The organism is Glutamicibacter protophormiae (assembly GCF_014647495.1).
GTDB classification, from domain to species: domain Bacteria; phylum Actinomycetota; class Actinomycetes; order Actinomycetales; family Micrococcaceae; genus Glutamicibacter; species Glutamicibacter protophormiae.
On record NZ_BMPH01000001.1, the window covers coordinates 36,182 to 61,000 of the forward strand.

Annotated in this window: 25 protein-coding genes; 12 read left to right on the forward strand and 13 right to left on the reverse strand. The window is 66.5% G+C overall.

Annotated elements, in window-relative coordinates; genetic code table 11:
- Positions 1-8: 8 nt before the first annotated feature.
- Complete coding sequence (locus IEY43_RS00210) at positions 9-782, reverse strand: amino acid ABC transporter ATP-binding protein (protein ID WP_245353576.1); 774 nt, start codon at positions 780-782, stop codon at positions 9-11.
- A gap of 183 nt (positions 783-965) precedes the next feature.
- Here IEY43_RS00210 and IEY43_RS00215 point away from each other — a divergent pair, with 183 nt between their 5' ends.
- From IEY43_RS00215 to IEY43_RS00225, 3 genes are all read left to right on the forward strand, one after another.
- A complete protein-coding gene (locus IEY43_RS00215; protein WP_229777226.1) occupies positions 966-1,700 on the forward strand; it encodes an LOG family protein in 735 nt (244 codons plus the stop codon).
- 3 nt (positions 1,701-1,703) lie between these two features.
- A complete protein-coding gene (locus IEY43_RS00220; RefSeq protein WP_188946584.1) occupies positions 1,704-2,054 on the forward strand; it encodes a DivIVA domain-containing protein in 351 nt (116 codons plus the stop codon).
- A gap of 123 nt (positions 2,055-2,177) precedes the next feature.
- Positions 2,178-2,345 carry a DUF3117 domain-containing protein gene (locus tag IEY43_RS00225; RefSeq protein ID WP_188946585.1) on the forward strand — a complete coding sequence of 56 codons (168 nt, stop codon included), beginning with the start codon at positions 2,178-2,180 and terminating at the stop codon, positions 2,343-2,345.
- A gap of 80 nt (positions 2,346-2,425) precedes the next feature.
- Here the strand turns inward: IEY43_RS00225 and IEY43_RS00230 are convergent, their stop codons facing one another.
- Positions 2,426-3,076, reverse strand: a complete 651-nt coding sequence (locus IEY43_RS00230; RefSeq protein WP_188946586.1) for an O-methyltransferase — start codon at positions 3,074-3,076, stop codon at positions 2,426-2,428.
- A gap of 148 nt (positions 3,077-3,224) precedes the next feature.
- On the opposite strand from IEY43_RS00230, the gene sigE reads away from it, so the two are divergent.
- On the forward strand, positions 3,225-3,848 hold the full coding sequence (sigE, locus tag IEY43_RS00235) for an RNA polymerase sigma factor SigE (RefSeq protein ID WP_188946587.1): 624 nt from the start codon (positions 3,225-3,227) through the stop codon (positions 3,846-3,848).
- Positions 3,849-3,913: 65 nt separating this feature from the next.
- On the forward strand, positions 3,914-4,315 hold the full coding sequence (locus tag IEY43_RS00240; protein ID WP_188946588.1) for a sec-independent translocase: 402 nt from the start codon (positions 3,914-3,916) through the stop codon (positions 4,313-4,315).
- 134 nt (positions 4,316-4,449) lie between these two features.
- Here the strand turns inward: IEY43_RS00240 and IEY43_RS00245 are convergent, their stop codons facing one another.
- The 3 genes from IEY43_RS00245 to IEY43_RS00255 all read right to left on the reverse strand — a co-directional run bounded on the left by IEY43_RS00245 (position 4,450) and on the right by IEY43_RS00255 (position 7,499).
- Positions 4,450-5,556, reverse strand: a complete 1,107-nt coding sequence (locus IEY43_RS00245; RefSeq protein WP_188946589.1) for an Mrp/NBP35 family ATP-binding protein — start codon at positions 5,554-5,556, stop codon at positions 4,450-4,452.
- Positions 5,557-5,558: 2 nt separating this feature from the next.
- Positions 5,559-6,161 carry a DUF1003 domain-containing protein gene (locus IEY43_RS00250; protein ID WP_188946590.1) on the reverse strand — a complete coding sequence of 201 codons (603 nt, stop codon included), beginning with the start codon at positions 6,159-6,161 and terminating at the stop codon, positions 5,559-5,561.
- Positions 6,162-6,248: 87 nt separating this feature from the next.
- Entirely contained in the window at positions 6,249-7,499 is a 1,251-nt protein-coding gene (locus IEY43_RS00255; protein WP_188946591.1) for a magnesium transporter MgtE N-terminal domain-containing protein, read from the reverse strand.
- A 131-nt stretch (positions 7,500-7,630) separates the two neighbouring features.
- Here IEY43_RS00255 and IEY43_RS00260 point away from each other — a divergent pair, with 131 nt between their 5' ends.
- Positions 7,631-8,482 carry a YflT domain-containing protein gene (locus IEY43_RS00260; protein ID WP_188946592.1) on the forward strand — a complete coding sequence of 284 codons (852 nt, stop codon included), beginning with the start codon at positions 7,631-7,633 and terminating at the stop codon, positions 8,480-8,482.
- Positions 8,483-8,710: 228 nt separating this feature from the next.
- On the opposite strand, the gene IEY43_RS00265 is transcribed toward IEY43_RS00260, so the two are convergent.
- Together IEY43_RS00265 and IEY43_RS00270 are read right to left on the reverse strand one after the other, a co-directional pair.
- A complete protein-coding gene (locus IEY43_RS00265) occupies positions 8,711-9,121 on the reverse strand; it encodes a hypothetical protein (protein WP_188946593.1) in 411 nt (136 codons plus the stop codon).
- A gap of 443 nt (positions 9,122-9,564) precedes the next feature.
- The gene (locus IEY43_RS00270; protein ID WP_188946594.1) at positions 9,565-11,112 is read right to left on the reverse strand and encodes an aminopeptidase P family protein; all 1,548 of its coding nucleotides are present in this window, start codon (positions 11,110-11,112) and stop codon (positions 9,565-9,567) included.
- 68 nt (positions 11,113-11,180) lie between these two features.
- Between IEY43_RS00270 and IEY43_RS00275 the strand changes: the two genes are divergently transcribed.
- Positions 11,181-12,032 carry a PHP domain-containing protein gene (locus tag IEY43_RS00275; RefSeq protein ID WP_188946595.1) on the forward strand — a complete coding sequence of 284 codons (852 nt, stop codon included), beginning with the start codon at positions 11,181-11,183 and terminating at the stop codon, positions 12,030-12,032.
- On the opposite strand, the gene IEY43_RS00280 is transcribed toward IEY43_RS00275, so the two are convergent.
- From IEY43_RS00280 to IEY43_RS00305, 6 genes are all read right to left on the reverse strand, one after another.
- Positions 12,029-12,871, reverse strand: coding sequence for a DNA-methyltransferase (locus IEY43_RS00280; RefSeq protein WP_188946959.1), 843 nt, complete (start codon positions 12,869-12,871; stop codon positions 12,029-12,031). The two genes, IEY43_RS00275 and IEY43_RS00280, sit on opposite strands and share 4 nt — an antisense overlap.
- 152 nt (positions 12,872-13,023) lie before the next feature.
- The gene (locus IEY43_RS00285) at positions 13,024-14,670 is read right to left on the reverse strand and encodes a DEAD/DEAH box helicase (RefSeq protein WP_188946596.1); all 1,647 of its coding nucleotides are present in this window, start codon (positions 14,668-14,670) and stop codon (positions 13,024-13,026) included.
- A 259-nt stretch (positions 14,671-14,929) separates the two neighbouring features.
- Complete coding sequence (locus tag IEY43_RS00290) at positions 14,930-16,396, reverse strand: RNB domain-containing ribonuclease (protein ID WP_188946597.1); 1,467 nt, start codon at positions 16,394-16,396, stop codon at positions 14,930-14,932.
- Between the two features lie 182 nt (positions 16,397-16,578).
- Positions 16,579-16,800 (reverse strand): DUF3107 domain-containing protein, encoded by a 222-nt coding sequence (locus tag IEY43_RS00295; RefSeq protein ID WP_188946598.1) that lies wholly within the window; start codon positions 16,798-16,800, stop codon positions 16,579-16,581.
- A 65-nt stretch (positions 16,801-16,865) separates the two neighbouring features.
- Positions 16,866-17,489, reverse strand: coding sequence for a TetR/AcrR family transcriptional regulator (locus IEY43_RS00300; RefSeq protein WP_188946599.1), 624 nt, complete (start codon positions 17,487-17,489; stop codon positions 16,866-16,868).
- Between the two features lie 138 nt (positions 17,490-17,627).
- Positions 17,628-18,941: a glutamyl-tRNA reductase gene (locus IEY43_RS00305; RefSeq protein WP_188946600.1), complete on the reverse strand. Its 1,314-nt coding sequence runs from the start codon at positions 18,939-18,941 to the stop codon at positions 17,628-17,630.
- 145 nt (positions 18,942-19,086) lie between these two features.
- On the opposite strand from IEY43_RS00305, the gene hemE reads away from it, so the two are divergent.
- The 5 genes from hemE (at position 19,087) to hemC (ending at position 24,816) form a co-directional block, all read left to right on the forward strand.
- Positions 19,087-20,142, forward strand: a complete 1,056-nt coding sequence (gene hemE, locus IEY43_RS00310; RefSeq protein WP_188946601.1) for a uroporphyrinogen decarboxylase — start codon at positions 19,087-19,089, stop codon at positions 20,140-20,142.
- 116 nt (positions 20,143-20,258) lie between these two features.
- Positions 20,259-21,845 carry a protoporphyrinogen oxidase gene (hemG, locus tag IEY43_RS00315; RefSeq protein WP_229777201.1) on the forward strand — a complete coding sequence of 529 codons (1,587 nt, stop codon included), beginning with the start codon at positions 20,259-20,261 and terminating at the stop codon, positions 21,843-21,845.
- 111 nt (positions 21,846-21,956) lie between these two features.
- The gene (gene hemQ / locus IEY43_RS00320) at positions 21,957-22,643 is read left to right on the forward strand and encodes a hydrogen peroxide-dependent heme synthase (protein WP_188946962.1); all 687 of its coding nucleotides are present in this window, start codon (positions 21,957-21,959) and stop codon (positions 22,641-22,643) included.
- Entirely contained in the window at positions 22,640-23,845 is a 1,206-nt protein-coding gene (locus tag IEY43_RS00325; RefSeq protein ID WP_229777202.1) for a ferrochelatase, read from the forward strand. The genes hemQ and IEY43_RS00325 overlap by 4 nt, the downstream gene beginning before the upstream one ends.
- Positions 23,842-24,816 (forward strand): hydroxymethylbilane synthase, encoded by a 975-nt coding sequence (gene hemC, locus IEY43_RS00330; protein ID WP_188946602.1) that lies wholly within the window; start codon positions 23,842-23,844, stop codon positions 24,814-24,816. Before IEY43_RS00325 ends, hemC begins: the two co-directional genes overlap by 4 nt.
- Positions 24,817-24,819 lie beyond the last annotated feature (3 nt).

Below are 24,819 nucleotides of genomic sequence, written 5' to 3' on the forward strand. Positions count from 1 at the left end.
GATGAGAGCTAGTGATTCGTGATGAGCTTGCCGAGGAAATCCTTGGCCCGCGCACTCTTGGGATTGGTGAAGAATTCCTCCGGGGGGGCCTGCTCGACAATCTGCCCGTCGGCCATGAAGATCACGCGGTCCGCGGCCTTGCGGGCGAAGCCCATCTCGTGGGTCACCACGAGCATGGTCATTCCTTCGCGGGCCAGCGAGATCATGGTGTCCAGGACCTCGTTGATCATTTCCGGGTCCAGTGCACTGGTCGGTTCGTCGAACAGCATCACCTTGGGCCGCATGGCCAAGGCGCGCGCGATGGCTACACGCTGCTGCTGGCCGCCGGAGAGCTGCGCGGGCAGCTTGGCTGCCTGGTTGGCGACGCCGACGCGCTCGAGCAGCTGCATGGCCAGCTTGTCCGCTTCGGACTTCTTCATGCCCTTGACCTTGATGGGCCCGAGGGTCACGTTCTCAAGAATGGTCTTATGCGCGAAGAGGTTGAAGGACTGGAACACCATGCCGACATCGGCCCGGAGTCGGGCCAGCGCCTTGCCTTCTTCGGGGAGTTTCTTCCCGTCGATGGCGATGGTGCCGTCGTCGATCGTCTCCAGACGATTGATGGCGCGGCACAGGGTCGACTTGCCGGAGCCCGAGGGACCCAGGATCACAACGACCTCGCCCTTGACGACATCCAAATTGATGTCATTCAAGACGTGCAGTGCACCGTAGTGCTTGTTGACCCCAGCCAGACGGACAATGGGGCCATCAGAAGAAGCTTGAGCCTGATGATCGCTTTTCATGATCTTGACATTACTCGATGTGACGCGCGCTACGCGACTCTTCGGTCAGGTCACACCAAGTTGTTATCAAACTGTTCTTAAAGACCGTCCCCAAGGTTGACGCGGAGCGCGACGTGCAGCGGATAGAGTGAAGGCATGGTCCATAAGCGTAAGAGTGAAGAAAGTGCTCGTGCTGGCGGACGGATGCATGTCGAGGCGAGCTGGCCCGGAAAGAAGTCCGAGGAGCAGCTTGACCGCTACCTGCTGGAGAGTCCGCAGCCGGATGTAACGCATACCGACGTTTGGCGTGTGCTGCGCATCCAATCCGAGTTCGTCAGCGGTTTCGGCACCCTGTCCAGCACCGGCCCCGCCGTGGCAGTGTTCGGTTCGGCGCGCACCGATCCAGACAGCCCGTACTACAAACAGGCCTATCGTGTTGGGGAACTGCTCGCCAAGGCCGGCGTTACCACCATTACCGGCGGCGGGCCCGGAACCATGGAAGCCGCGAATATGGGCTCGGCCCACGCTGAAGGCATTTCGGTCGGACTGGGAATCGAGCTTCCATTCGAGACCGGGCTGAACGCCTGGGTCAACAAGGGCATCAACTTCCGTTACTTCTTCGTACGCAAAACCATGTTCGTCAAGTACTCGCAGGGTTTCATCGTCCTGCCCGGAGGGTTCGGCACCCTGGACGAATTGTTCGAGGCGCTCACGCTGGTCCAGACCCAGAAAATCACCAGTTTCCCGATCGTCCTTCTGGGCACGGAGTACTGGGGCGGGCTGGTGCAGTGGCTGAAGGACACGGTGGCCAAGGAGCGCTGCATCGCGGAGAGCGACCTTGATTTGTTCACCGTGACCGATGACCCGGACGAGGCGGTGCAAATCGTGTTGAACGCACGGCGCTCCGCCTCCGGCCGCGCACCGATGGGCAGGAGCTAGCTGATGCCGTTTGCCTTGGTTTTCCTGGCGCTGCTGGTTATCGGCGGGACCGCGTTGCTGCTGTCCGGGCGCCGCCGCGCGGCCGATGCGGGGCGGCATTTCGAGTCGGTTCCCGAGCCCATCGTCGGTTTGGCGGAGCCTCTTGCCTCGTTGCCTCCGGTACTGCTCCCGGAGCATCCGCGAGCCGGCGACATTGACAAAGTGCGTTTCTCTCTGGGTTTTCGCGGCTACCGATGCGACCAGGTCGACGACACCCTGGATGTCCTCGCGGCGGAAATCACTCGGCTAGAAAATGTGATTCGTGACTTCGAGTCTCGGCGTGTGATTAGCGACACGGCAGAAAATTCGCAATAATAAGAGATAAGTGGCCCCTAATCAGCGATGAATTACACCTGAGGATGGGCCAGGTATGCGGTTGCGCGGGCGGCGAAGGAACTCGCCGCGCCGTACCAGCCACGGACGAAGGGAATTGCTTACATGGCTGCGATGAAGCCACGCACCGGTGACGGTCCGATGGAAGTCACCAAGGAGGGGCGAAGCCTGATCCTGCGGTTGCCTATCGACGGCGGTGGACGCCTCGTTGTCGAGCTGAATAAGGATGAAGCAACCGAGCTGCGCAACTGCCTGGTTGAAGTCACCGAATAGCTAGGCAGCCGGCTCGCGGGCCGGCCGCAACAAGTAAGGACCGACATCATGTCGGTCCTTTTTGTGGTTGCAGAAGATTCCTAGCGCATCCGTGTCGCCGGGAGCACCGAGGCGACGAACAGCCCCTGCTCGCTGGGCATCAGGTGGGTCTGCATCTTCGGATCCTCGCGCAGCAGACGCAGCGCATCGCGGGTGGCCACCGTGGACGTGCGGCGCACCGCCGGCTTGGACAGGCGGTGCTCGTCGAAGGCATTGTTGATGATGATGACCCCGCGCGGGCCGACCAGGCGTTTGGCCTCGGCCACGTATTCCAGCAGCAGTTCCGCGCCGGCATCAATCAGCACCAGGTCATAGGCGTGGTCCGCCAAGCGGGAGAGCACGTTCTCGGCCCGTTCGTTGATAATGCGGGCGTGGGCCGAAGGCACCCCCGCCTCGCGCAGCGACTGGCGCATCGCATTGGCGTGCTCAAGATTGGACTCGATCGCCGTCAGGGTACTCTCCGGTCCGAGGACCCCGAGCATCGCCAGCGACGCCACGCCGACACCGGGGCCGATTTCCACGAGGTTGCGCGGCTGGCGCAGGGAACAGATCACCTGCAGCATGGATCGGCCTGCGGGATCGATGCAGCGTACCCCCAGATCGGCGGAGCGCTCGCGAACCTGCGCCACGTGCTCCTTCTCGTGGACCTGGGTCTGGGCATAGCTCCAGCTCGCAAGAAGTTCTGGATTCATGGAAGGCATCGGAGACAAGTCCTAGGGATCGAGCGAATCGGGACATCACCAATGTTACCCACACAACCGGCACCGCTTCGGTGAACTTGATACCCTCCGCGCAGGCGATTCTTAGCTGTAGCTCAGCTTCGGCGCACATACTTTAAGTGTGAATGATGCACAAAATGACTCAACAGCCACCCTGGCAGTCCCCGAGACTGTGGTTCCGTCGTGGGATCAGATGGTTCACGAGCATGGTGAGCGCGTCTTCCGGCTGGCCTACCGGCTCACCGGAAACCGCCAGGATGCCGAGGACCTTTCGCAGGAGGCATTCGTCCGTGCGTTCAAGGCCCTGGACAAGTACACCCCGGGCACCATGGGCGGCTGGCTTCACCGCATTACCACCAACCTGTTCCTCGACCAGGCGCGCCGGAAGAGCAAGATTCGCTTTGACCGGTTTGCCGAAGGGTCCGAGGATCGGCTTCCAGGAGAGGTGATCTCCCCGGAGCGCTACTTTGAATTCCACAATCTCGATGTGGATGTTCAAGCGGCGCTGAAGGCCTTGAGCCCGGAATTCAGGGCAGCAATCGTCCTGTGTGACATGGAAGGGTTCTCGTACGAAGAGGTATCCCAGGTCCTGGACGTGAAACTGGGAACCGTGCGTTCGCGCATCCACCGTGGACGAGCAATGCTGCGTGATGCCCTGGCGCACCGCAACCCGTCCAACAAACCGGCAAAGACCATGTCGCTGCCGTTGATCCCGCTGGGCCGCCGCACCGCGGTCCAGGGATAGGGCGCAAGCTGGCCGCAACGCCGGTGGCTTAGTTAGTTCGAGTCGGACAGGGTAATCTTGGTGTTGTGGATTTTCTAGGTATCAATGGCGGCGAGTTCATTATTCTTGCCATTATCGCGGTCGTCGTGCTCGGCCCCGAGAAGCTTCCTGATTATGCCAAAAAACTGGCAAACCTCGTCAAGGAAATTCGCCGCATGGCCAACGGGGCCAAGGAGCAGCTGCGCGAAGAGGTTGGCGACGAGGTCGCCGACATGGATTGGCGCAAGCTGGATCCGCGCCAATACGACCCGCGGCGCATCATCAAGGAAGCGCTCATCGACGAATTCGACGACGCGGTCAATGTGGCCAAGGGCAAACCGTCCTCAGCCGAGGCGGCTCCGGTTCGCACCTCCGTGGCCACCCACACCGCCACCCAGGCTCCGCTGGGCCTGAACGAGGGCGCCCCGTTCGACGACGAAGCCACCTAGGCAGCAAAGCCACCGAAGACAGCAGTAGATCCCCGGCCCGCAGTTCCAGAGAACTGCAGGGCCGGGGATCTTTTTTGCGCCAGCCGGGGCCGCGGAGTGGCCGGGCCGGACGGTGCGGGGACGGCGCCCCGCTGCTATTGGAGGGACATGGGCAGGTTGCGTCCGGCCAAACCGCGGGGGCGCTGGCCCAGCGAATCGGCCAGTGCGCTCAACTCGATGGCAGCCCGGGAGCCCGGGGCGGAGAGCACCACCGGGATTCCCCTGTCCGAGCCCTCACGTAGTGCTTCCTCCAGCGGCAACTGCGCCATCAGCGGTACCGGGTAGCCCAGCTGCGTGCCCAGCGAGTGGCTGAGCTTGGCGCCGCCGCCGGAGCCGAAGATCTCCATCTTGCTGCCGTCGGGCATCTGCAGGTGGCTCATGTTCTCCACCACGCCGATGACCTTCTGCTTGGTCTGCAGCGCAATCGTTCCGGCGCGCTCGGCCACCTCGGTGGCGGTGGACTGCGGGGTGGTGATGACCAGCAGTTCGCTGTTGGGCAGCAGCTGGGACACGGAGATCGCGATGTCCCCGGTGCCGGGCGGCAAATCCAGGAACAGGAAGTCCAAGTCCCCGAAGTACACGTCGGACAGGAACTGCTCCAACGCGCGGTGCAGCATGGGCCCGCGCCAGATCACCGGCTGGTTGGAATCCAGGAACATGCCGATGGAGATGACCTTCACGCCGTGCGCCACCGGCGGCAGGATCATGTCGTCCACGCGCGTGGGGTTCTGCTTGATTCCCATCAGCGAGGGGATGGAAAAGCCGTGCACGTCCGCGTCGATCAACCCCACCTTGAAGCCGCGGGCGGCCAGCGCGACGGACAGGTTGGCGGTGATGGAGGACTTGCCCACCCCGCCCTTGCCGCTGGCCACCGCGATGACGCGGGTCAGCGAGGCCGGGTCGGAGAACGGGGTGCGTCGGCTGGCCAGCTGTTCGCGCAGGGCCGCACGCTGCTGCGGATCCATCACGTCCAGGGCCACCTCGACCTGTTCCACCCCGTGCAGCGTCAGCAAAGCCGCGCGCACGTCCGCTTCGATGGTGGAGCGCAGCGGGCACCCGTCGATGGTCAGCAGGATAGTGACCTCGGCACGGGTGCCGTCGAGCCTGGCGTCGCCGACCATGCCCAGCTCGGTGATGGGACGGCGCAGCTCCGGGTCGATGACCGAGTCCAGCGCCCTAAGCAGTGCTTCGTTCGAACTCACGACTAGTTGTTCTTTCGGTTGGAATTCTGGCCCGGCTGCACCGTCTCGATGAGCCCGGTTTGCGGGTTACCGCCCTTGGACTTGCGCTTGGCGCGCAGGTTCAGCTCTTCGCCGTCGGTGGTCTCCAGCAACTCCTCCAGCACGTTGCGCAGCTCCGAGCGCACATAGTCGCGCGTGGCGACGTCGCGCAGCGCCAGGCGCAGGCTGGCCAGCTCGCGGGTGAGGTATTCGGTGTCGTAGAGGTTGCGTTCGGCGCGGGCGCGGTCCTCGGACAGCGACACGCGGTCGCGGTCGTCCTGGCGGTTCTGCGCCAGCAGCAGCAGCGGCGCGGCGTAGGAGGCCTGCAGCGAGAGCATCAGGGTCAGCGCGGTGAAGCCGATGGAGGCGTCGTCGAAGCGCCAGGCCACCGGGGCGATGGAATTCCAGATCAGCCAGAACGCGCAGAAGATCGTCATGTAGACCAGGAACTGCGGGGTGCCCATGAAACGGGCGAACTTCTCGGTGGTGGAACCGAACGCGTCCGGGTCGGGGGAGAACTTAGGCCAGAAGCGTTGGCGTGCTGCAAGGGGAGTATCCAGGCCACTGGTCTTGCGCTGTTCAGCCATGGTGGCGAACTCCTTTGCTACTGATCGATGCGGTGCGGCCCGGGCTGCGCCGGGGCCGGGCGAACCGGCGGACCGGTTCCAAAGTTCTTAGTCCTGCGAACGCCAATCGTCGGGGAGGATGTGGTCGAGCACGTCGTCCACGGTGATGGCCCCGACCAGGCGGCCTTCCTTGTTGGTCACCCCGACGCTGGTCAGGTTGTAGGTGGCCAGGTGGCGCACGACCTCGGAAATGTTCGCAAGGTCGGACATGGGCTCCAGCTCGGTGTCCAGGATGTCGCCCAGCGGCTCGGGCGGCGCGGCGCGCAGCAGCGCCTGGATATGCACCTGGCCCAGGTAGCGCCCGGTGGGGGTCTCCAGCGGCGGGCGCACCACGTAGACGGTGGAGGCCAGGGCGGGGGAGAGCTCCTCCATGCGCACCGAGGCCAGCGCCTCCGCGACGGTGGATTCGGGGGTGAGGATCACCGGGACCGGGGTCATCACCGAGCCGGCGGTGCCCTCCGGGTAGGCCAGCAGGCGGCGCACGTCCTTGGCCTCCTCTTCGTTCATGAGCTCCAGCAGCTGGTGCTTGGTTTCCTCGGAGACCTCGGAAAGCAGGTCGGCGGCGTCGTCCGGGTCCATTTCCTCCAGCACGTCGGCGGCGCGCTCCAGGCCCAGGGCGGAGAGGATCTCCACCTGTTCGCGGTCCGGCAGCTCCTGCAGCACGTCGGCCAGGCGCTCGTCCTGCAGATGCGCTGCGATTTCCAGGCGGCGCTTCTCATTCATCTCGTGCAACGCGTCGGCGAAGTCGGCGGCCTTCATGTCGTCGTGCGTAGCCACGAAGTTGTCCGCGGACTGCGGTTCGCTCTGGTTGCCGTGGCTGACGTCCTCCCAGGAAACCAGCACCTTGTCGCGCTTGCGGCTGCGCAACCCGAGCAACCCCGGGGTGGCGACCCCGCGCTGCACGTAGTACTGGTTGATCTCCCAGTCGCCACGGCGGGTCTGGGCCAGGCCGACATCCTCGATGACGCCGCGGCCGGAGCCGTCGGTGAAGGTGATGGTGCGGTCGAAGAGCTCGGCCACGACCAGCAGCTCCTGGCCGCGCTGCTGGAAGCGGCGCATGTTGACCAGACCCGAGCAGATGATCTGCGTGGATTCCATGGACTGGATGCGGGTCATGGGCACGAAGACGCGGCGCTTTCCGGGGACCTCGACCACGACGCCGACGCAGGCCGGCGGCTTCTTGGGCCCGCGGGAGACCACGACGACGTCTCGCAAGCGTCCCAGACGGTCGCCCAAGGGGTCGAAGACGTCCAGCCCGAGCAGCCGGGCGACGAAGATTTTAGACACTTGTGAGTTCACCCTTCTAGGTTATCGTGCCCGGTGCGTTCGCGCGGTGCGCGGTGACACATCCGGGGATGGATTCTTTCGCCCTCAGTGATCCGGGCTTCACAACTGGGTACAAACACAGCATGACCGTGCACAATATAGATATGACCTCGCCACAAGGAGTAAATTCGATCAGCACCAACGGCTTGCCGCGCGGCGAGCTGCTGGGGCGCTACACCAGCTACCTCGACGCCCAGAAGCTCGTGGACTACCTGGCCGACAACAACTTCCCGGTGGCCTCCGTGACCATCGTGGGCAACGACGTGCGCACCGTGGAACGCGTGACCGCCAAGCTGTCCTACCCGAAGGTCGCATTGGCCGGGGCCGCGCAGGGCGCCATGATGGGCCTGTTCGTCGGTTTGCTGCTCTCGCTGTTCGGCGGCGGCAACGGCGTCTACCAGATCCTCTCCGCCATCGGCCTGGGCATGGCCATCTGGATGATCGCCGGCGTGATTAGCTACTCGACCCGTCGCGGAAAGCGCGACTTCGCTTCCTCCAGCCAGTTCGTGGCCACCAGCTTCGACGTGGTGGTTGACTTCGAGAATGCGCAGGCCGCCCGCCAGCTCGCGTCCAAGCTGCCGATGCGTCCGCACGCCTCGGCACCGAATGTCCCGATGCAGCAGCCTCCGGCCTCCGTCCCGACCCAGCCTGCGGCCCCGGCACAGGCTCCGGGGGCCCCGCAGCAGCCAGCCCCGGCGTCGACCGAGGCCCCGAGCAGCCAGTTCACGGACCTTCCGGACGGACGCCCGCGCTACGGCGTGCGCGTGCAGGCCGCCCCGGCGGCGGCCGAACAGCCAGCCGCCCCGGCCCAGAACCTGTCCGAGGTCGAGCCGACGGTTGAGATCGGCCGCGGCGAGAACCCGGACCAGGCTTCCGAGCAGGGCGCCGCGGATGAGCCGGCGCAGCAGCCTGTTGCGGACGCGCCGGAGGAAACCCGCCAGGACAAGAACTCCTAGCCGCAAGCAGCAACACTAAAAACCGCTGGCCTTCATCCGCCCCCTCGGGGCGGATGAAGGCCAGCGGTTTTTAAGCGGTCCCAGCAACAGCTAAGGAGCATAGCAAAAAGAAGGTGGTTGCCTGAGCAAGCAGGCAACCACCATCTTTGTAGAGTGAGCGCCTCAAGAACGGTTAAACCGCGATGAGCGTAATAACTCACCACTTGATCGGCAAACGACTACCGATGCTCACAAAGAACTTCTAAATATGTCCATCGCCAAGGGGAAAAAGAAGAGTGCTAATCCAAGCCACACGCACCCCTCAATGAACCAATAGATGAACTTGCCATCAACTGTTTTCTTTAGCCACGTTCCTTCGAGAGGCTCTTCACCTGAGAATAGCCCCATCGGGTCGAACCGAGAAAACACAATTAGTGCAAAGTTCAGCGCAAATGGCATATCGAAAAATGGGTCATATGAATCACCCATTCGCAACGTCCATCCCAACGAACCAACGGGGCCAAGCAAGACAAAACCTACTAGGAGCCACAACCCTGGAATAAACTTCTTGAATTCACTTCGACGCTGAAACAACGTCTTAAGTGATAGAAGAACAATTACAGCGACAGTAACCAACCAGGGATACAAAGTAATATTCATTTAGTTCTTAACTATCTAATCTGATTCCGATAAGCCCTACGTCTCAGCGGTCTCCTTTGTTGCGGGTAATTCGGTTGGCTCGCGTAGCGCGACACGACATTTACTTTTGCATGGAACAAATAGTTTATCGGACGGACGCTTCTATTAACCCGTAGGAAGTTGGGGCGTAGCTTGCGAAGCGATATCGGCTTTCGGTATTTGAACGACTTCTTTATGCCCATCGACACTCCGCGTCCGAAAGCCAACCCAATTGCAGTTGATCGTACTTGTCCCCAGCCTTTTGCACTTTAGGCGGTGTAGAAATACGAGGCCGCTGTCAAAAAACACCTCGGCTATGGGGTTCAGGGACCTCGCGAATTACATCGCGAGGTCCCTGATGGAGTCTGGTGGGTGTAGACGGGCATTACACCCCTAATTGCGAAGAGCCCTTTGAACCGGTGCGGCTAGCTGCGCAGCTTGGCCATCCAGGCTTCGACGTCGTCGGCGGTGCGCGGCAGCGCCGCGCTCAGCGACTCGCCGCCGGTGGCGGTGACCAGGATGTCGTCCTCGATGCGCACGCCGATGCCGCGGTATTCCTGGGGGATCGCCAGGTCCTCGTTCTTGAAGTACAGGCCCGGCTCGATGGTGAAGACCATGCCCTCTTCCAGCTCGGCGTCCAGATACAGCTCGGCGCGGGCCTGGGCGCAGTCGTGCACGTCCAAGCCCAGATGGTGGCTGGTGCCGTGCGGCATCCAGCGCCGGTGCTGCTGTCCCTCGGGGCTCATGGCCTCCTCGACGGAGACCGGCAGGATGCCCCACTCGGACAGGCGTTCGGCCAGCACGCGGGTGGCGATCTGGTGCAGGTCGCGGAACTTCAGGCCCGGCTTGACCGCGGCGAAGGCGGCGTCGGCGGCGTCCAGCACGGCCTCGTAGACGCGGCGCTGCACCTCGGTGTACTTCCCGGACACCGGCAGGGAGCGGGTGATGTCCGCGGTGTACAGCGAGTCGGCTTCCACGCCGGCGTCCAGCAGCAGCACTTCGCCCTCGTTCACGGCCCCGTTGTTGCGGATCCAGTGCAGGATGGTGGCGTTGTTGCCGCAGGCCGCGATGGTGTCGTAGCCCAGATCGTTGCCTTCCAGGCGGGCGCGGGCGAAGAACGAGCCTTCGACGATGCGTTCGCCGCGGTCGTGGGCGATGGCCGCATCCAGGCTGCGCACCACGTCTTCGAAGCCGTTGATGGTGGCGGCCACGGACTTGCGCAGCTCGGCGATCTCGTACTCGTCCTTGACCAGGCGCAGCTCGGAGAGGAACTCGGCCAGCTCGTTGTCCAGCGCGTCGGAGGCCTCCAGATCCTGGGAGGTGTTGATGCGGCTGGTGTCCACCAGCGCCTCGACGTTCAGGTCCACCTGGCGCACCAGACGGATGCGGATGCCGCCCATGGCCTGCGGGCCGGAGTTCTTGGTGATCGCCAGTTCCAGCTGCTCCAGCGAGTCGGTGGGCATGCCGGTGCGGGCGGACATGGTGCTCAGCGTCGGGCGCGGGCCCACCCAGAACTCGCCGGAGCGCGAATCCAGATAGAAGTCCGAGGAATCGCGGCCGGCCATCGGGGCGAAGTACAAGGTGGCCGCGTGGTTGCTGCCGTTGTCTCCGGCGCCGTCGTCGGTCGGCTCCATGATCAGCACGGCATCCGGCTCATGGTCGACGCCCAGGCCGGTGAGGTGGGCGAAGGCCGAGTGCGGGCGGAAGCGGTAGTCGGTGTCATTCGAGCGGACCTTCAGCGGGCCCGCGGGGATGACCAGCCGCTCGCCCGGGTAGGCTGCGGAGAGCTTGGCGCGGCGGGCGGCGGCGTAGCCGGCGGACGGATCGGCGTCCGGCAGCTGCGAGGTGTCGGCGGCCCAGTTCGCGGCCATGAACTGCTTGAATGATTCGGAAGTCGGACGCTGCGAACGGTTGTTCACGCGGTCTTCCAATGGCTGGTCGCTGCCCGAAGGCGATGAAACTTGATTGGTCATACATTCCAGTGTGTCACCATCAGCTCTGCGCCGCCAAAGAACGTGCGCACTTCGATATTCTAGAGAGTATGCGAATCGACCTGCACACCCATTCCAACGTTTCCGACGGCACGGAAACTCCGGCCGAGCTCATCGCCGCGGCGGCCGCAGCGCGGCTGGATGTGGTGGCGCTGACCGACCACGACCAGACCACCGGCTGGGCCGCGGCGTGCGCCAAGGCCGCGGAACTGGGGATCGGCTTCGTTCCCGGCATGGAGATCACCTGCCAGGATTCGCACGGCATCAGCGTGCACCTGCTGTCCTATCTGCACGACCCGGCCTATCAGCCGCTGCTCGACGAGCTGGCGGTGGCGCTGAATTCGCGGATCGTGCGCGCCCAGCGCATCGTGGAGCGGCTGGCGGAGGACTACCCGATCAGCTGGGAGCTGGTCGCCGAGCACTGCCAGCCGGGTTCCACGGTGGGCCGCCCGCATATCGCGGACGCGCTGGTGGCAGCCGGGGTGGTGGCGCACCGCAACGAGGCGTTCGCCAACATCCTGTCCTCGCGCTCGCGCTACTACGTGTCACATCCTGCCATCAACCCCGCCGCGGCGGTGCGCCTGGTGCGCGAGGCCGGCGGCGTGCCGGTGTTCGCCCACCCGAAGGCCTCGCTGCGCGGCCGGGTGGTGCCCGATTCCACGATCCACGAGATGATCGAGGCAGGGCTGGCCGGGGTGGAGGTCTACCACCGCGACAACTCCGCGCAGGGCAAGGAGCAGCTGCTGGCGCTGGCCAAGGAGCACGACCTGATCGTCACCGGGTCCTCGGACTACCACGGCACCGGAAAACTGAACCGGCTCGGCGAGAATCTCACCGAGCCGGACATGTTGGAGCGCATCCTGGCGCAGGGCACCGGGATCAGCGCCCAGCTGCTGCGCTAGCCGCCGGTCCGCGGCTCCGGGGCGGGCGAGCCGTCCAGTGTGGCGAACGCCGTGCCCTCGGGCAGCCTGGCGTGCATGACCTCGATGGCCTGCGTGTTCTGGTCGATCAGCACGAAGCGCCGCTCCATCTTGGCGGCCACCGCGCCGGTGGTGCCGGAGCCCGCGAAGAAATCCAGCACCCAGTCGCCGGGGCGCGAGGAGGCCGCGACGATGCGCCGCAGGATGCCCTCGGGCTTCTGCGTGGGGTAGCCGGTTTTCTCCTTGCCGGTGGGGGAGACGATGGTATGCCACCACACGTCGGTGGGCAGCTTGCCCTTCTCCCGCTTTTCCGGGGTCACCAGGCCGGGGGCCATATAGGGCTCGCGGTCGACTTCCGTCGAATCGAAGTGGTACTTCTTCGGGTTCTTCACGTAGACCAGGATGGTGTCGTGCTTGGCCGGCCAGCGGCTCTTGGCCCGCGCCCCGTAGTCGTAGGCCCAGATCAGTTCGTTCAGGAAGCACTCGCGGCCGAAGATCGAATCCAGCAGCACCTTGACGTAGTGCACTTCCCGGTAGTCCAGGTGGACGTAGAGGGTGCCGTCCTCAGCCAGCAGCCGGTAGGCCTGCAGCAGGCGCGGCTCGATGAAGCTCAGGTAGTCGTCGAAGCTGTCGTGGTAGGAGCGCGACTGGCCGATCTCCGCCGTATAGCTGCGGCCCTTGAACCCCACGTGGGTGCCTTCGCCCTCTTCGGCGCGGACCATGGTGCGTTCGGCACGGGTCTGCTTGCGTCCGGTGTTGAACGGCGGATCCACGTAGATCAGGGTGAAGCTTTCGTCGGGCAGGGTTGCAAGCACCGTCATGTTGTCGCCGTGGAACACGGTGTTGCCCGCGGCCGGGGCGCTCACCGGGGAACCGGAGGGCGCCGCGGCCGCGGACAGGGTTGAATCTTCAGGTTGTGCGAGCACCTGGGTACTGAATCCTTTCGGAGTGCTGAGGGCTGCGGATCACGGGACTAGTCCTGCGAGTCGGCCTCGCCGCTTCCACCGGTGCGGCGGCGCGGACGGCGCCGGCGCGGCTTGGAGGTGTCCTGCGCTGCACCGTCCTCGCCGGAGACACGGGATTCGCGGTGGCGCTCGGCCTCGCGGGACGGCCGGTCCTGGCGGCCCTTGGAATGCCCGTGGCGCGCCCCGGCCTGCTCCTCGGCTCCGGAGTCCTGCTGCCCGCCGCGCTCCTGGCTCTGGCCGTTCACGGTGCGGGTGCGGGTGCGCGACCCGCTGCGGCGGCGTGGGGTGCGTTCTCGGTTCTCACGCGGTTCCCGGGAGGAGGACTCGCGCGGCGAGCCGTCGCCCTCGGCGGCCGCGGACTTCTTGGCGCGCGGCAGGCGGCCCTTGGTGCCCTTGGGGATGTCCAGATCGGTGAAGAAGTGCGGCGAGGAAGAGTAGGTTTCCACCGGTTCCGGCACGCTCAGGCCCAGGGCCTTGTTGATCAGCGACCAGCGCGGCACCGAATCCCAGTCCACGAAGGTCACCGCGGTGCCGTTGTTGCCGGCGCGGCCGGTGCGGCCCACGCGGTGCAGGTAGGTGTTCTCGTCGTCCGGGCACTGCAGGTTCACCACGTGGGTGACGTCGTCCACGTCGATGCCGCGGGCGGCCACGTCGGTGGCGACCAGGATTTCCACCTTGCCGGAGCGGAACGCCTTCAGCGCCTGTTCGCGGGCGCCCTGGCCCAGGTCGCCGTGCAGCGAGCCGGCGTTGAAGCCGCGGTCGATCAGTTCGTCGGCCATCTTGGCCGCCGAGCGCTTGGTCTGGGTGAAGATGATGGTCTTGCCGCGGCCTTCGGCCTGCAGCAGGCGGGCCACCATCTCATCCTTGTCCAGGTTGTGCGCGCGGTAGACCAGCTGGCGGATGTTGCGCTTGGTCAGCGAGCCGTCGTCGTCCGGATCCTGGGCGCGGATGTGGGTCGGGCGGGACATGTAGCGGCGCGCCATGGTGATCACGGCGCCGGGCATGGTGGCGGAGAAGAGCATGGCCTGGCGGACCGGGGGCAGGGCCGCGAGGATGCGCTCCACGTCGGGCAGGAAGCCCAGGTCCAGCATTTCGTCGGCCTCGTCCAGCACCACGGTCTTGATCTGCTTGAGGTTCAGCACGCGCTGGCGGTTCAGGTCGATCAGGCGGCCCGGGGTGCCGACGATGACGTCGGTGCCGGCCTTCAGCGCGGCGATCTGCTCCTCGTAGGGGCGGCCGCCGTAGATGGTGGTGATCGAGATGTTCGAATGCTTGGAGGCCTGCGCCAGGTCGGCGCCGACCTGGATGGCCAGTTCGCGGGTCGGGGCCACGATCAGCGCCTGCGGGGCGCCGGGGAATTCGAGGTCCTCGTAGCCGGCGTCGCCCTCGCGGATGACGCGCTGCAGTGCCGGGATGCCGAAGCCAAGGGTCTTGCCGGTGCCGGTCTTGGCCTGGCCGATGATGTCATTGCCGCCCAGGGCCACCGGAAGGGTCAGCGCCTGGATGGGGAAGGGGAATTCGATGCCCGCCTCGAGCAGCGAGGCGACGATGTCCTCGCGTACCTTCAGTTCCGCGAAGCTCTGTTTCGGGGCTTCGACGGGGGTGTTCTCTTCCGGGGTGTCGGCAGCTGGTGCCGTTAGCGTCGTGTCGCTCACGATGTCTCTTGTCTCATTTCATGTTGGCTTCCCGGCGGGGTCGACCTGCCCTGCAAATCCAGGGGGTGCGCCCGAAGGGAGGCGGGTCCAGCGGAGCCGATCGCTCGATGCACGCGGGAAGCCCACGGCGGGGTCCTGCGGAATGATGACCGCTGGGAAGTCATCAGGTAACTGGTCGTACTTTCAGCGCTGTGCGATCGGGCATCCTCAGTAGTAATACTGACCAGCATAACTTGTTTGGCCGGAATCCAGCGGTTCGTCAGCCGCGGGAGACTATTTCGAAGTGGATTCGGCGGGTGCGCGGGTCGGCTTCCACGAGCTCGGCGGTCACCAGCGTGCCGGCGTCGGCACGGCCGGTGAAGCTGCCGGTGACCGGCTCGTCGACCAATTGCAGCAGCCCGGGCCGCGGCCGGCCGCTGCCGTTCTCCGCCACGGCCCCGCCCTGCGCGGCGGTGAGCACGATGGCCTGGAACCGCTCGCCGAGCCGGTGCTGCAGGGTGTAGGCCTCCAGCAGGTCCACCGCGGCCCGGGCCACCTTGTTGGCCGCCGCGGAGCTGGCGCGCATGAGTTCCGGAAGCCCGGGCAGTGCCTGTTCCAGCTCTCCGGGCATCGGCTGTCCGGTGGAGAGCAGGTGGCAGGTCAGCAGCACGAAGCGGTCCACCAGACGGCGCAGCGGGGCAGTGGTGTGCGCGTAGGGCGCGGCCAGAGCGGCCTGGACCAGCTCGGATTCGGGCTGGCCGGCGATGACCTGGTAGTCGGCGCCGCGGAAGAGCGAGGCGGCGCGGTGCATGATGACCAGCTGGCGCGGGTCGCCCAGGTCCAGGGCATGCAGGTATTCGCCGTAGCTGGTGTCCTCGGGCCATGGACGGCCCAGCAGCCGGGTCTGCTGCCTGAAGGCCTTCAGGTCCCGCGGGTCAGGCGGCGGCATGGTGCGCAGGATCCCGGTGCCCGCCGTGAGCATCAGGCGGGCCGCGGCGATGCCGGTGAGCAGCGAGATCTGCGCGTTGAATTCCTCCAGCGGCAGCGGGGTGCGGCTGACCAGCTTGTACCCGTCGGACTCCGGCACGATTTCCTGGTCGGGCAGGTTCAGCGAGGCGCCTCCGCGCAGCCGTTCCTGCACCAGCCGGGCCCGGCCGATCTCCGCCAGCAGTGCCAGCTGCTCGTCGTCCTCGCCGGCGTCGATGCGCTGCTGGGCGGTGTCGTAGTCCAGCTGCCTGCGGGAACGGATCTGCGAGCGGGTCAGCCGCACCTGGCCCAGGGCCCCATCGGCATCCAGCGCGATGCGCCAATGGAAGGCCGGCCGGGTGACGTCGGGCAGCAGCGAGCCGCGGTCCTCAGAAATCAGCGGCGGGTACAGGGTGATCTTTCGCTGCGGCAGGTAGAAGGTCTGCCCGCGCTCGCGGGAGACCGCGTCCAGCACGCCGCCGAGCTGGACGAACGCGGGGACGTCGGCGATGGCGTAGTGCACCAGGTAGCCGGCACCGGCGCGTTCCAGGTACATGGCCTGGTCGAGGTCGGTCGCGCCCGGGGGATCGATGGTGAAGAACGGCAGGTCGGTGTCGTCCGCGTCGGGCTCCGGCAGGGCCTCGACTGCCTGCTGGGCGGCCTGCAGCGTTGCCGCATCGAACTCGCCGGGGACCTCGAACTCTGTTTCCAGCGCAAGAAGCAGTTCGCCGAGGTCGCTTGCGGCCACCTGCCGCGGTGCGTGGATACGTTGTTCGGTCACGGTACGCCGCCTGCCTGTTTGAAGTTGAACCCTCTGCCGGGGTGGTAGTACCTCAACCTACACGCCGCAGCCGCGTGCAAACTAGGATCCCGCAGCAACCCGCATTAAAACGCTCCGGCCGGCTCCGCGGGAAGCGGGAGCCGGCCGGAGCACGGGCAACGCGGCACGTTGCCGAAAGCCAATTAGTGGGCGAAGCCGACGCGGCGGATTTCCTCCGGGCCGACCTCGATGTAGGCGATGCCCGCGGCCGGCACGAGAACTTCGCGGCCCTTGGGGTCGGTCAGGGACAGCACCGAACCGTCGGCCATTGCCGCAGCAAGCTTCTCGTTGACTTCTGCGTTGCTCAGTTCCGACTCGAGTACGACTTCGCGGGCTACGTTCTGAATGCCAATCCGGATTTCCATGATTGTCGTTGATCCTCTCGAAAAATGTGTGCCCTAAAAGAAGGGACCCTCAGCCACTAATCTAGCTACTTTTCCTTGGGGAACTGGGAAATTCCGCGCCAAGCTAAACGCGAGACCAGGTCAACCGCGGTCTGCTGATCCACCGAGTCGTCGCCGGTGGCCCAGTAGCGGGCCGAAACCTGGGACAGGCCGGCCAGCGCGCGTCCGGCCAGCAGGCCTTCGGCCTCGCTCAGTTCGGTGTCCTTGACCACGACCTTGGAAATGGACGTGGCCAGGTTGTTGTTGAATTCCTCGATGCGCGCGGCGATCAGCGGATCGGAGAGCACATCGGATTCGAAAATCAGGCGGTAGGCGTGGGACTCGCTCTTGATGTACTGGTAATAGGTGTTGATCGTGGCGAAAACGCGCTGCCGGTTGTCGTCGGTGGATTGGATGGCCTCGTCCAGCCGGCGGCTGAAATCCGCCAGATGCGAATCCAGCAACGCCAGGTAGAGTTCGCGCTTGCCGGGGAAATGCTGGTACAAAACGGGTTTGGAAACCTTGGCCACGTCGGCGATGTCGTCCATGGAGGCTCCGTGGTATCCGTTGCCGACGAAGACCTCGTGCGCGGCCTGGAGGAGCTGGCGGCGCCGCGCTTCCCGCGGCATTCGCTGCGTTCGATGTCCCTTGAGCGCTTCTGCTTCAGCCATGTCGACCTCGACCTTCCCCCTGTGCAAGGCTCCGCCCACGTCATTGTGGATTTTGAAAATCTTCCGGGAGCCTACTTGCAAGTAGTATTCCACGCATCGCGGTGGAACGGTAACTATGCGGGAGAATTACGGGTGCCGCTACGCGGTGCGCGCGGTGGTGTCCACGGGGCAGGCGGCCGGCGCCGTGGCGCTGGCCGGTGACTCCGGTTCACGCAGTTCCAAGCCGTAGAGGGTCTCCAGCGCGGTGACATAGTCCGCGGTGCGCCCCTCGGAGGCCAGCTCGCGGGCCCGGACGGTGGGAATGTGCAGCAGTTGGCGCATCATGCGGCGCATGGCCAGTTCGACCTCGTCTGCGGCGGCGGTGCAGCCGTGCTGGGCGCGCACGCGGGCGACCTCGGCGTCGAGCACCGCCTTGGTGTGCTGGCGCAGGGCCACGATGGCGAAGTCCGCTTCGCGTTCGCGCTGGGCGGCGGAGAATTCCTTGGCTGCGCTCTTCACGATGCGGCTGGCGGCGTGCACGGCCAGGGCCTGGTCGGTCGGGGCGGCCATGCGCACCGACTCCAGCGTGATCAGCTCGACGTCGGCCATCTCGACCAGTGCGGGATCGAAGTCGTGGGTGAGCGCCATGTCGATGGCGATCAATGGGTGGTTCTTCACGCGCACGGCCTCCAGGGCTTCGCGGTCGAGGCGCTGTCCGCCGCCGGAGCAGCCGACGATGATGTCGGCTTCACGCAGGGCCTGGGGGAGCAGCTCGTCGCTCAATGGAAAGCCGCCGCGCTTGCCGGTGAATTCGGCGGCGCGTCCGGAGCTGGAGTACACGCTGATGCGCTCGACGCCGCGTTCCTTCAGCAGCGCCATGGTAGCGCCGGCGTAGGATCCGGTGCCGAAGAGCACCACGTTCTGGTCGGCCCAGGAGGTCGCCTCGTTGGTGAGCTCCTCGGCCAGGTCCAGGGCGACCGCTACCACGGACTTGCCCTGGGTGCCCAGGTTGGTGTTGCTGCCGACGTCCTTGGCCGCCCGGGTGGCGTTCTGGAACAGCCGGGTGAGGTTGCTGGTGGTGGTTTTCTCCTGTTGCGCCTGGGCCAGCGCGCGGCGGACCTGGCCGGCGATTTCGCGTTCGCCCACGACGGCGGAGTCCAGGCCGGCGCCTACCGAGAAGAGGTGCTCGATCACCTTCTCGCCCTCCAGGATCGTCAGCTGGCGGGCCAGGAAATCGGCGCTGAGCGCGGCGGTGGCCGCTAGATGGGACACGAGGTGCTCGGTGGCGTCTTCGACGTGCTCCACGTCCGCGTAGACCTCGAAGCGGTTGCAGGTGGCCAGCACGACGGCGCCATTGATAGCTGCCGAACCGTTAACGGAGGCAGCTGCGAGCCCGCTGGCCGAGGCGCTGATTCGTGCCACGGTCTCAAGGTCGAGCTGCGAATGCGATGCGACAAGAGATAAGAAAACCACAATGTTCCTAGGTTAAGCTCAACGCCCCGGATAAACAATGCAGGTGTGCCTAAGGTCAATCCCCGTCAGACGCTTAATTTCAGCGGAGAGTGAGCATGTGTCCCTCCAAATGGGCTTTAAAGGCAAGAGTTGGCAGAATTGAATCATGACTCTGTCGCAGAACCATCCGATGATCGATGGACGTACCCAAGATTCCGCATTGATTCAGGCCCTGACCGGTCGCGAGCCGTCGCACCATCCGGTGTGGTTCATGCGCCAGGCGGGGCGCTCGCTGCCCGAGTACCTGAAGCTGCGCGAAGGCGTGAGCATGCTTGACTCGTGCCTCGACCCGGCCATGGCAAGTGAGATAACTCTCCAACCGGTACGCCGACACAAGGTGGACGCGGGCATCTTCTTCTCCGACATCGTCATCCCGCTGCGCCTGGCCGGCATCGGCGTGGACATCGTCCCGGGCGTCGGCCCGGTGCTGGACACCCCGATCCGCACCGCCGAGCAGGTCGCGGCCCTGCCAGAGCTGACCGACGAAGCCCTGGAGCCCATCCGCCAGGCAGTGGCCCTGACCGTCGCCGAACTGGGCAGCACCCCGCTGATCGGCTTCGCCGGCGCCCCGTTCACCGTGGCAGCCTACATGGTCGAGGGCAAGCCGAGCCGCGACCACCTGGGCCCGCGCACCATGATGCACGCCGAGCCGGAGGTCTGGGACGCGCTGATGCAGTGGGCCGCCGACGCCTCGGGCAAGTTCCTGCGCGCCCAGGTGGAGGCCGGGGCCTCCGCCGCCCAGCTGTTCGATTCCTGGGCCGGCTCGCTGTCGCTGCCGGACTACCAGAAGTTCGCCGCCCCGTACTCCGCCCGCTCGCTGGACTTCGTGCGCGACCTGGGTGTGCCGCTGATCCACTTCGGCACCGGCACCGGAGAGCTGCTCACCGCCATGCGCGACGTGAACGTGGACACCGTGGGCGTGGACTACCGCATCCCGCTGGGCACCGCGATCGAGCGCCTGGGCCAGGGCGTCTCGGTGCAGGGCAACATCGACCCGGCACTGCTTTCCGCCCCGTGGGAGGTCCTCGAAGCGCATGTGCGCGAGGTCGTCGCCAGCGGCAAGGCCGCGCGCGGGCACGTGGTGAACCTGGGGCACGGCGTTCCGCCGACCACGGATCCGACCGTGCTCACCCGAGTGGTGGAGCTCATCCACTCCCTGTAGCCCGGCAGGACTAAGCTAGGTTATACAGGCGTCATCGCGGTGGCGGACGCCTCGGGGGCCGACCCCGGGCGTGCGCACCGCAGCAAACGATTCAAAGGCAGAAGGTGCATCGGTACGTGAGCAAGGACCAGCGCAGCGAGAACGCGGCGGAAGCCTCGACCCGGACTCCCGCTCCCAAGGCGCGACGAGTCATCGCCTCCGACGCCGCCGCCCACGCGCTGCGCCTGCTGGAAAAGGTGCGCAGCGCCACCGATGCCCCAGCCCACAAGCGCGCCGCCAAGGATGCGCCCGACCCGGCCCCGCATGCTGTAGTGATCGGCGGCGGGGTCGCCGGCCTGGTGGCCGCGCGCGACCTGCGCCAGACCGGGCACCGCGTCACGGTGCTGGAAGCCGCGGACAGCTTCGGCGGGTGCGTGCGCCGCGCCGAGGTCGCCGGGCTGCAGCTGGACGCGGGGGCCGAATCCTTCGCCGTGCGCGGCGAAATCGTCGGCTCCTACCTCGACGAGCTGGACCTCTCCGGCTCCATCGCCGCCACCTCCGGGGCCAGCGCCTGGCTGATCCAGGGCGATGGGGAGAAGATCCTGGCCAACCCGCTGCCCGCGACCTCGCTGATGGGCATCCCCGGCCACGTGCGCACCGACGAGGTGCGCCACATCATCGGCCGCGCCGCCACCGTGCGCGCCGCGGCGGATTTGATCACCCCGATGAGCAAGAAGTGGGCCACCGAGCCGCTGTCGCTGGCTGAGGTGGTGCGCTCGCGCATGGGCCAGGGCGTGCTCGACGAGCTGGTGGCCCCCGTGGTCAACGGCGTGTACTCCACCGACCCGGCGCAGATCGACATCGACGCGGCCGCACCGGGCCTGCGCGCCGCGCTGCAGTCCACCGGCTCGCTGGCCCGCGCCGTGACCCAGCTGCAGTCCGCCGCCCCGGCCGGATCCCGGGTGGCGGGGCTGGACGGCGGCATGTTCACCATGGTCCAGGCGCTGACCAGCCAGCTGCAGGCCTCCGGGGTGTCGCTGGTGCGCAATTCACCGGTCACCGCGGTCAGCCGCCAGCCGCAAGCCGCGCAGCCCTACACCGTGCACACCCTGGGCCAGGAGCTGAAGGCCGACCGCGTGGTCATCGCGACCCCGGCCGAACCGGCCCTGGGCCTGCTCAACCCGCTGCTGCCGGCCGACGCGCAGATCGCGGGCCACTCCGAGGCCAACGCCATCGCGCTGGTCACCCTCGTGGTGGACAAGCCGGAGCTGGACGAATCCCCGCGCGGATCAGGCGTGCTGGTCTCGCGCGGCGCCCCGCTGGTGGCCAAGGCGCTGACCCATGCCACCGCCAAGTGGCCGTGGCTGGCCGAGCAGGCAGGGCCGGGCACCCACGTGGTGCGGCTGTCCTTCGGCCGCATCGGGGAGCACGAACCGATCGTCGAATCCGGCGATGACGAGCGGCTCCTCCAGCAGGCGGTCAAAGACGCCTCAAAGATTCTCGGTGTTCAATTGCAGCAGGAAGACGTGCTCGGCAGCGCGGTCTCCCGCTTCAACGACATGGTGCCGCTGCAGGGCGGCGCCGCCGCGCAGCGCCGCGCCAAGGTCCAGCAGGCCCTGGCGGAGCTGGACGGCGTGGACGTGGTGGGCGCGTGGCTGGCCGGCACCGGCCTGGCCCGCGTCATCGCCCAGGCCCGCCGCGCGGTGGCCATCAGCGCCCGCTAGGCGCCCCCGCCGACACCAACAGACCCAAGCCAGAACGGCAGATCCAACCCAGATCAGCAGATCCAAGGAGAAACACCAGTGAGCAACGCACCGGAGCATAATTCGCCAGTCATCCGCGAACGCGAAAACGCCGGCGAGAACCCGACCTTCTTCTACACCCTGTGGACCATCTTCAAGCGCTCGGACGCCGTCCAGCGCACCGACGCCGCGGCCGCCGAGTTCGAGGCGCTGATTGAACAGCTGGCCGCCGAGGGCGCCGTCGTGCGCGGCATCTACGACGTGTCGGCGATGCGCGAGGACGCCGACATCATGATCTGGATCCACGGCCCGGCCGCTGAACTGCTGCAGGCCTCCATGCGCAAGATCCGCCGCTCCGCGCTGCTGGCCGGCACGCAGATCGTCTACTCCACCATGGGTGTGCACCGCGAGGCCGAGTTCGCCAAGGACCACTCGCCGGCCTTCGCCCGCGGCGTGGACGCCAAGGGCTGGATGACGGTCTACCCGTTCGTGCGTTCCACCGACTGGTACACCATGGATCCGGCTGAACGCGGAAAGATGCTGCGCGACCACGGCGTCCTGGGCCGCGAGTTCCCCGAGGTGCTGGCCAACACCGTGGCCGCCTTCTCCTTCAGCGACTACGAGTGGCAGATCTGCCTGGAAGCCGATGACATGATCGACCTGGTCGACATGATGCGCCACCTGCGCTACACCGAGGCCCGCCACCACGTGCGCGAGGAAACCCCGTTCTACACCGGCCGCCGCATCAGCGCCGCCGAGGCGCTTGAGGTGCTTCTGTGAGCCAGTCCTTCGATCCGCGCACCGGCTACGACGAGAACGGGCGCATGATTCCGAAAGCCTACGATGCGATCCTGCTCGCCTCCTTCGGCGGCCCCGAGGGGCAGGATGACGTCATCCCGTTCCTGCGCAACGTCACCGGAGGCCGCGGCATCCCGGACGAGCGCCTGGAAGAGGTCGCGGTGCACTACCGCACCAACGGCGGCGTCTCGCCGATCAACGCGCAGAACCGCGCGCTGAAGGCCGCGCTGGAAGCCGAGTTCGCCGCGCGCGGCATCAGCGTGCCGATCTACTGGGGCAACCGCAACTGGCACCCGTTCGTGAACGATACGCTGAAGCAGATCGCCGCGGACGGGCACCGCACCGTGCTGCTCATGGGCACCGGCGCCTACTCGGGCTACTCGGCCTGCCGCCAGTACCGCGAGGACCTTGGCCTGGGCCTGCGCGCCACCGGCCTGGAAGGCGTGGTGGAGGTCGACAAGCTGCGCCAGTTCTTCGACACCCCGGCCTTTGTGCAGCCATTCATCCAGGAGCTTCCCGGCTCTCTGGCCTCGGTGCGCGAGCAGCTGGCCGCCGCCGGGAAACCGGAGGGGAAGATCAAGATCGTGTTCGTCACGCACTCGATCCCCCTGAGCGATGCGAACGCCGCAGGTCCCGAAGACATCCGCAGCACGCTGGACGAGAACCTGTACACCGCCCAGCACCGCGCCGTGGCCGAGCACATCCTGGCCAACGTGCCGCAGGCCGCCGGCCTGGAGCATTCCCTGGTCTACCAGTCCCGCTCCGGATCCCCGCACACCCCGTGGCTTGAACCGGATATCAACGACGCGCTGGAAGAGGACGCCGCAGCCGGCGTGGCGGGCGTGGTGGTGGTGCCGATCGGCTTCATCTCCGACCACATGGAGGTGCTCTGGGACCTGGACACAGAGGCCAAGGACACCTGCGCGCGGCTGGGCCTGGCCTTCGCCCGCGTTCCCACCCCGGGCACGCACCGCGCGTTCGTCTCCGGCCTGGTGGACCTGGTCGAGGAACGCCTGGCCGGTCCCGACGGCAAGGCCCTGCGCGAGGGCCGGGCGACCGAGACCGCGCTGGGCCCCTGGTTCGACGTCTGCCGCCCCGGCTGCTGCGTCAAGGCGGCCCTGGACGGCACCCTGCGCCCGACCATCGGCGCGGTGGATTCAGAGGTAGGAGTACCGCAGCCATGAGCCAGTCCTTTCGCGTAGGAACCCGCGGCAGCGCCCTGGCCACCACCCAGACCGGGTGGGCGGCCGAGCATCTGGCCCAGCTGTCCGGCCTGGCGGCGGAGACCGTGCTGGTGAAGACCGAGGGCGACGTGGTGACCGGGTCGCTGGCCAACCTGGGCGGCACCGGCGTGTTCGCCGCCGCGCTGCGCCAGCACCTGCTGGACGGCGGCTGCGACCTGGCCGTGCACTCGCTCAAGGACCTGCCCACCGTGCAGCCCGGGGGCCTGGTGCTCGCCGCCATCCCGCCGCGCGAGGACGTGCGCGACGCGCTGTGCGGCCGCGACGGGATGACCCTGGACGAGCTGCCGGAAGGCGCGAAGATCGGCACGGGTTCCCCGCGCCGTGCAGCCCAGCTGCGCGCCTACCGCCAGGACCTTGTGATCGTGGACATCCGCGGCAACGTGCCCACCCGGCTGGGCCGGGTCAAGGGCATGGGGGACACCCTGGACGACGGCAGCGTGGGACGGGCCACCCAGGGCGACTTGGATGCGGTGATCCTGGCCGCGGCCGGCATGCGCCGGCTGGGCCTGGAGAAGCACATCACCCAGTACCTGGACCCGTCGATCATGCTCCCGGCTCCCGGCCAGGGCGCGCTGGCGCTGGAGACCCGCACGGCCGGCACCGACCATGCGGAACTCGACCAGGCGCTGGCCCGTTTCGACGACCTGCACACCCGCCTGCAGGTGGAAGCCGAACGCGCGCTGCTCAACGCCCTGGAGGCAGGCTGCGCCGCGCCGATCGGCGCGCTGGCCCGCGTCCAGGAGAACAAACTGGTGCTGGACGCCGTGGCCTGCAACCCCGACGGCTCCGAGGTCATGCGCCGCAGCGCGGCCGCCCCGCTGGCCGATGTGGCCGCGGCGCAGGCGCTGGGCCGCGAGCTGGCCAACGGCATGCTGGCCGACGGCGCGGCGGTCGTCGCCGGGCTGGCCTAGCAG

What these genes read in the sequence shown, in the direction of transcription:
- IEY43_RS00210 (WP_245353576.1), bottom strand. Translation starts at nt 782, where the DNA reads ATGAAAAGCGATCATCAGGCTCAAGCTTCTTCTGATGGCCCCATTGTC.
- IEY43_RS00215 (WP_229777226.1), top strand. Translation starts at nt 966, where the DNA reads ATGCATGTCGAGGCGAGCTGGCCCGGAAAGAAGTCCGAGGAGCAGCTT.
- IEY43_RS00220 (WP_188946584.1), top strand. Translation starts at nt 1,704, where the DNA reads ATGCCGTTTGCCTTGGTTTTCCTGGCGCTGCTGGTTATCGGCGGGACC.
- IEY43_RS00225 (WP_188946585.1), top strand. Translation starts at nt 2,178, where the DNA reads ATGGCTGCGATGAAGCCACGCACCGGTGACGGTCCGATGGAAGTCACC.
- IEY43_RS00230 (WP_188946586.1), bottom strand. Translation starts at nt 3,076, where the DNA reads ATGAATCCAGAACTTCTTGCGAGCTGGAGCTATGCCCAGACCCAGGTC.
- IEY43_RS00250 (WP_188946590.1), bottom strand. Translation starts at nt 6,161, where the DNA reads ATGGCTGAACAGCGCAAGACCAGTGGCCTGGATACTCCCCTTGCAGCA.
- IEY43_RS00260 (WP_188946592.1), top strand. Translation starts at nt 7,631, where the DNA reads ATGACCTCGCCACAAGGAGTAAATTCGATCAGCACCAACGGCTTGCCG.
- IEY43_RS00265 (WP_188946593.1), bottom strand. Translation starts at nt 9,121, where the DNA reads ATGAATATTACTTTGTATCCCTGGTTGGTTACTGTCGCTGTAATTGTT.
- IEY43_RS00270 (WP_188946594.1), bottom strand. Translation starts at nt 11,112, where the DNA reads ATGACCAATCAAGTTTCATCGCCTTCGGGCAGCGACCAGCCATTGGAA.
- IEY43_RS00275 (WP_188946595.1), top strand. Translation starts at nt 11,181, where the DNA reads ATGCGAATCGACCTGCACACCCATTCCAACGTTTCCGACGGCACGGAA.
- IEY43_RS00280 (WP_188946959.1), bottom strand. Translation starts at nt 12,871, where the DNA reads ATGACGGTGCTTGCAACCCTGCCCGACGAAAGCTTCACCCTGATCTAC.
- IEY43_RS00295 (WP_188946598.1), bottom strand. Translation starts at nt 16,800, where the DNA reads ATGGAAATCCGGATTGGCATTCAGAACGTAGCCCGCGAAGTCGTACTC.
- IEY43_RS00300 (WP_188946599.1), bottom strand. Translation starts at nt 17,489, where the DNA reads ATGGCTGAAGCAGAAGCGCTCAAGGGACATCGAACGCAGCGAATGCCG.
- hemE (WP_188946601.1), top strand. Translation starts at nt 19,087, where the DNA reads ATGACTCTGTCGCAGAACCATCCGATGATCGATGGACGTACCCAAGAT.
- hemC (WP_188946602.1), top strand. Translation starts at nt 23,842, where the DNA reads ATGAGCCAGTCCTTTCGCGTAGGAACCCGCGGCAGCGCCCTGGCCACC.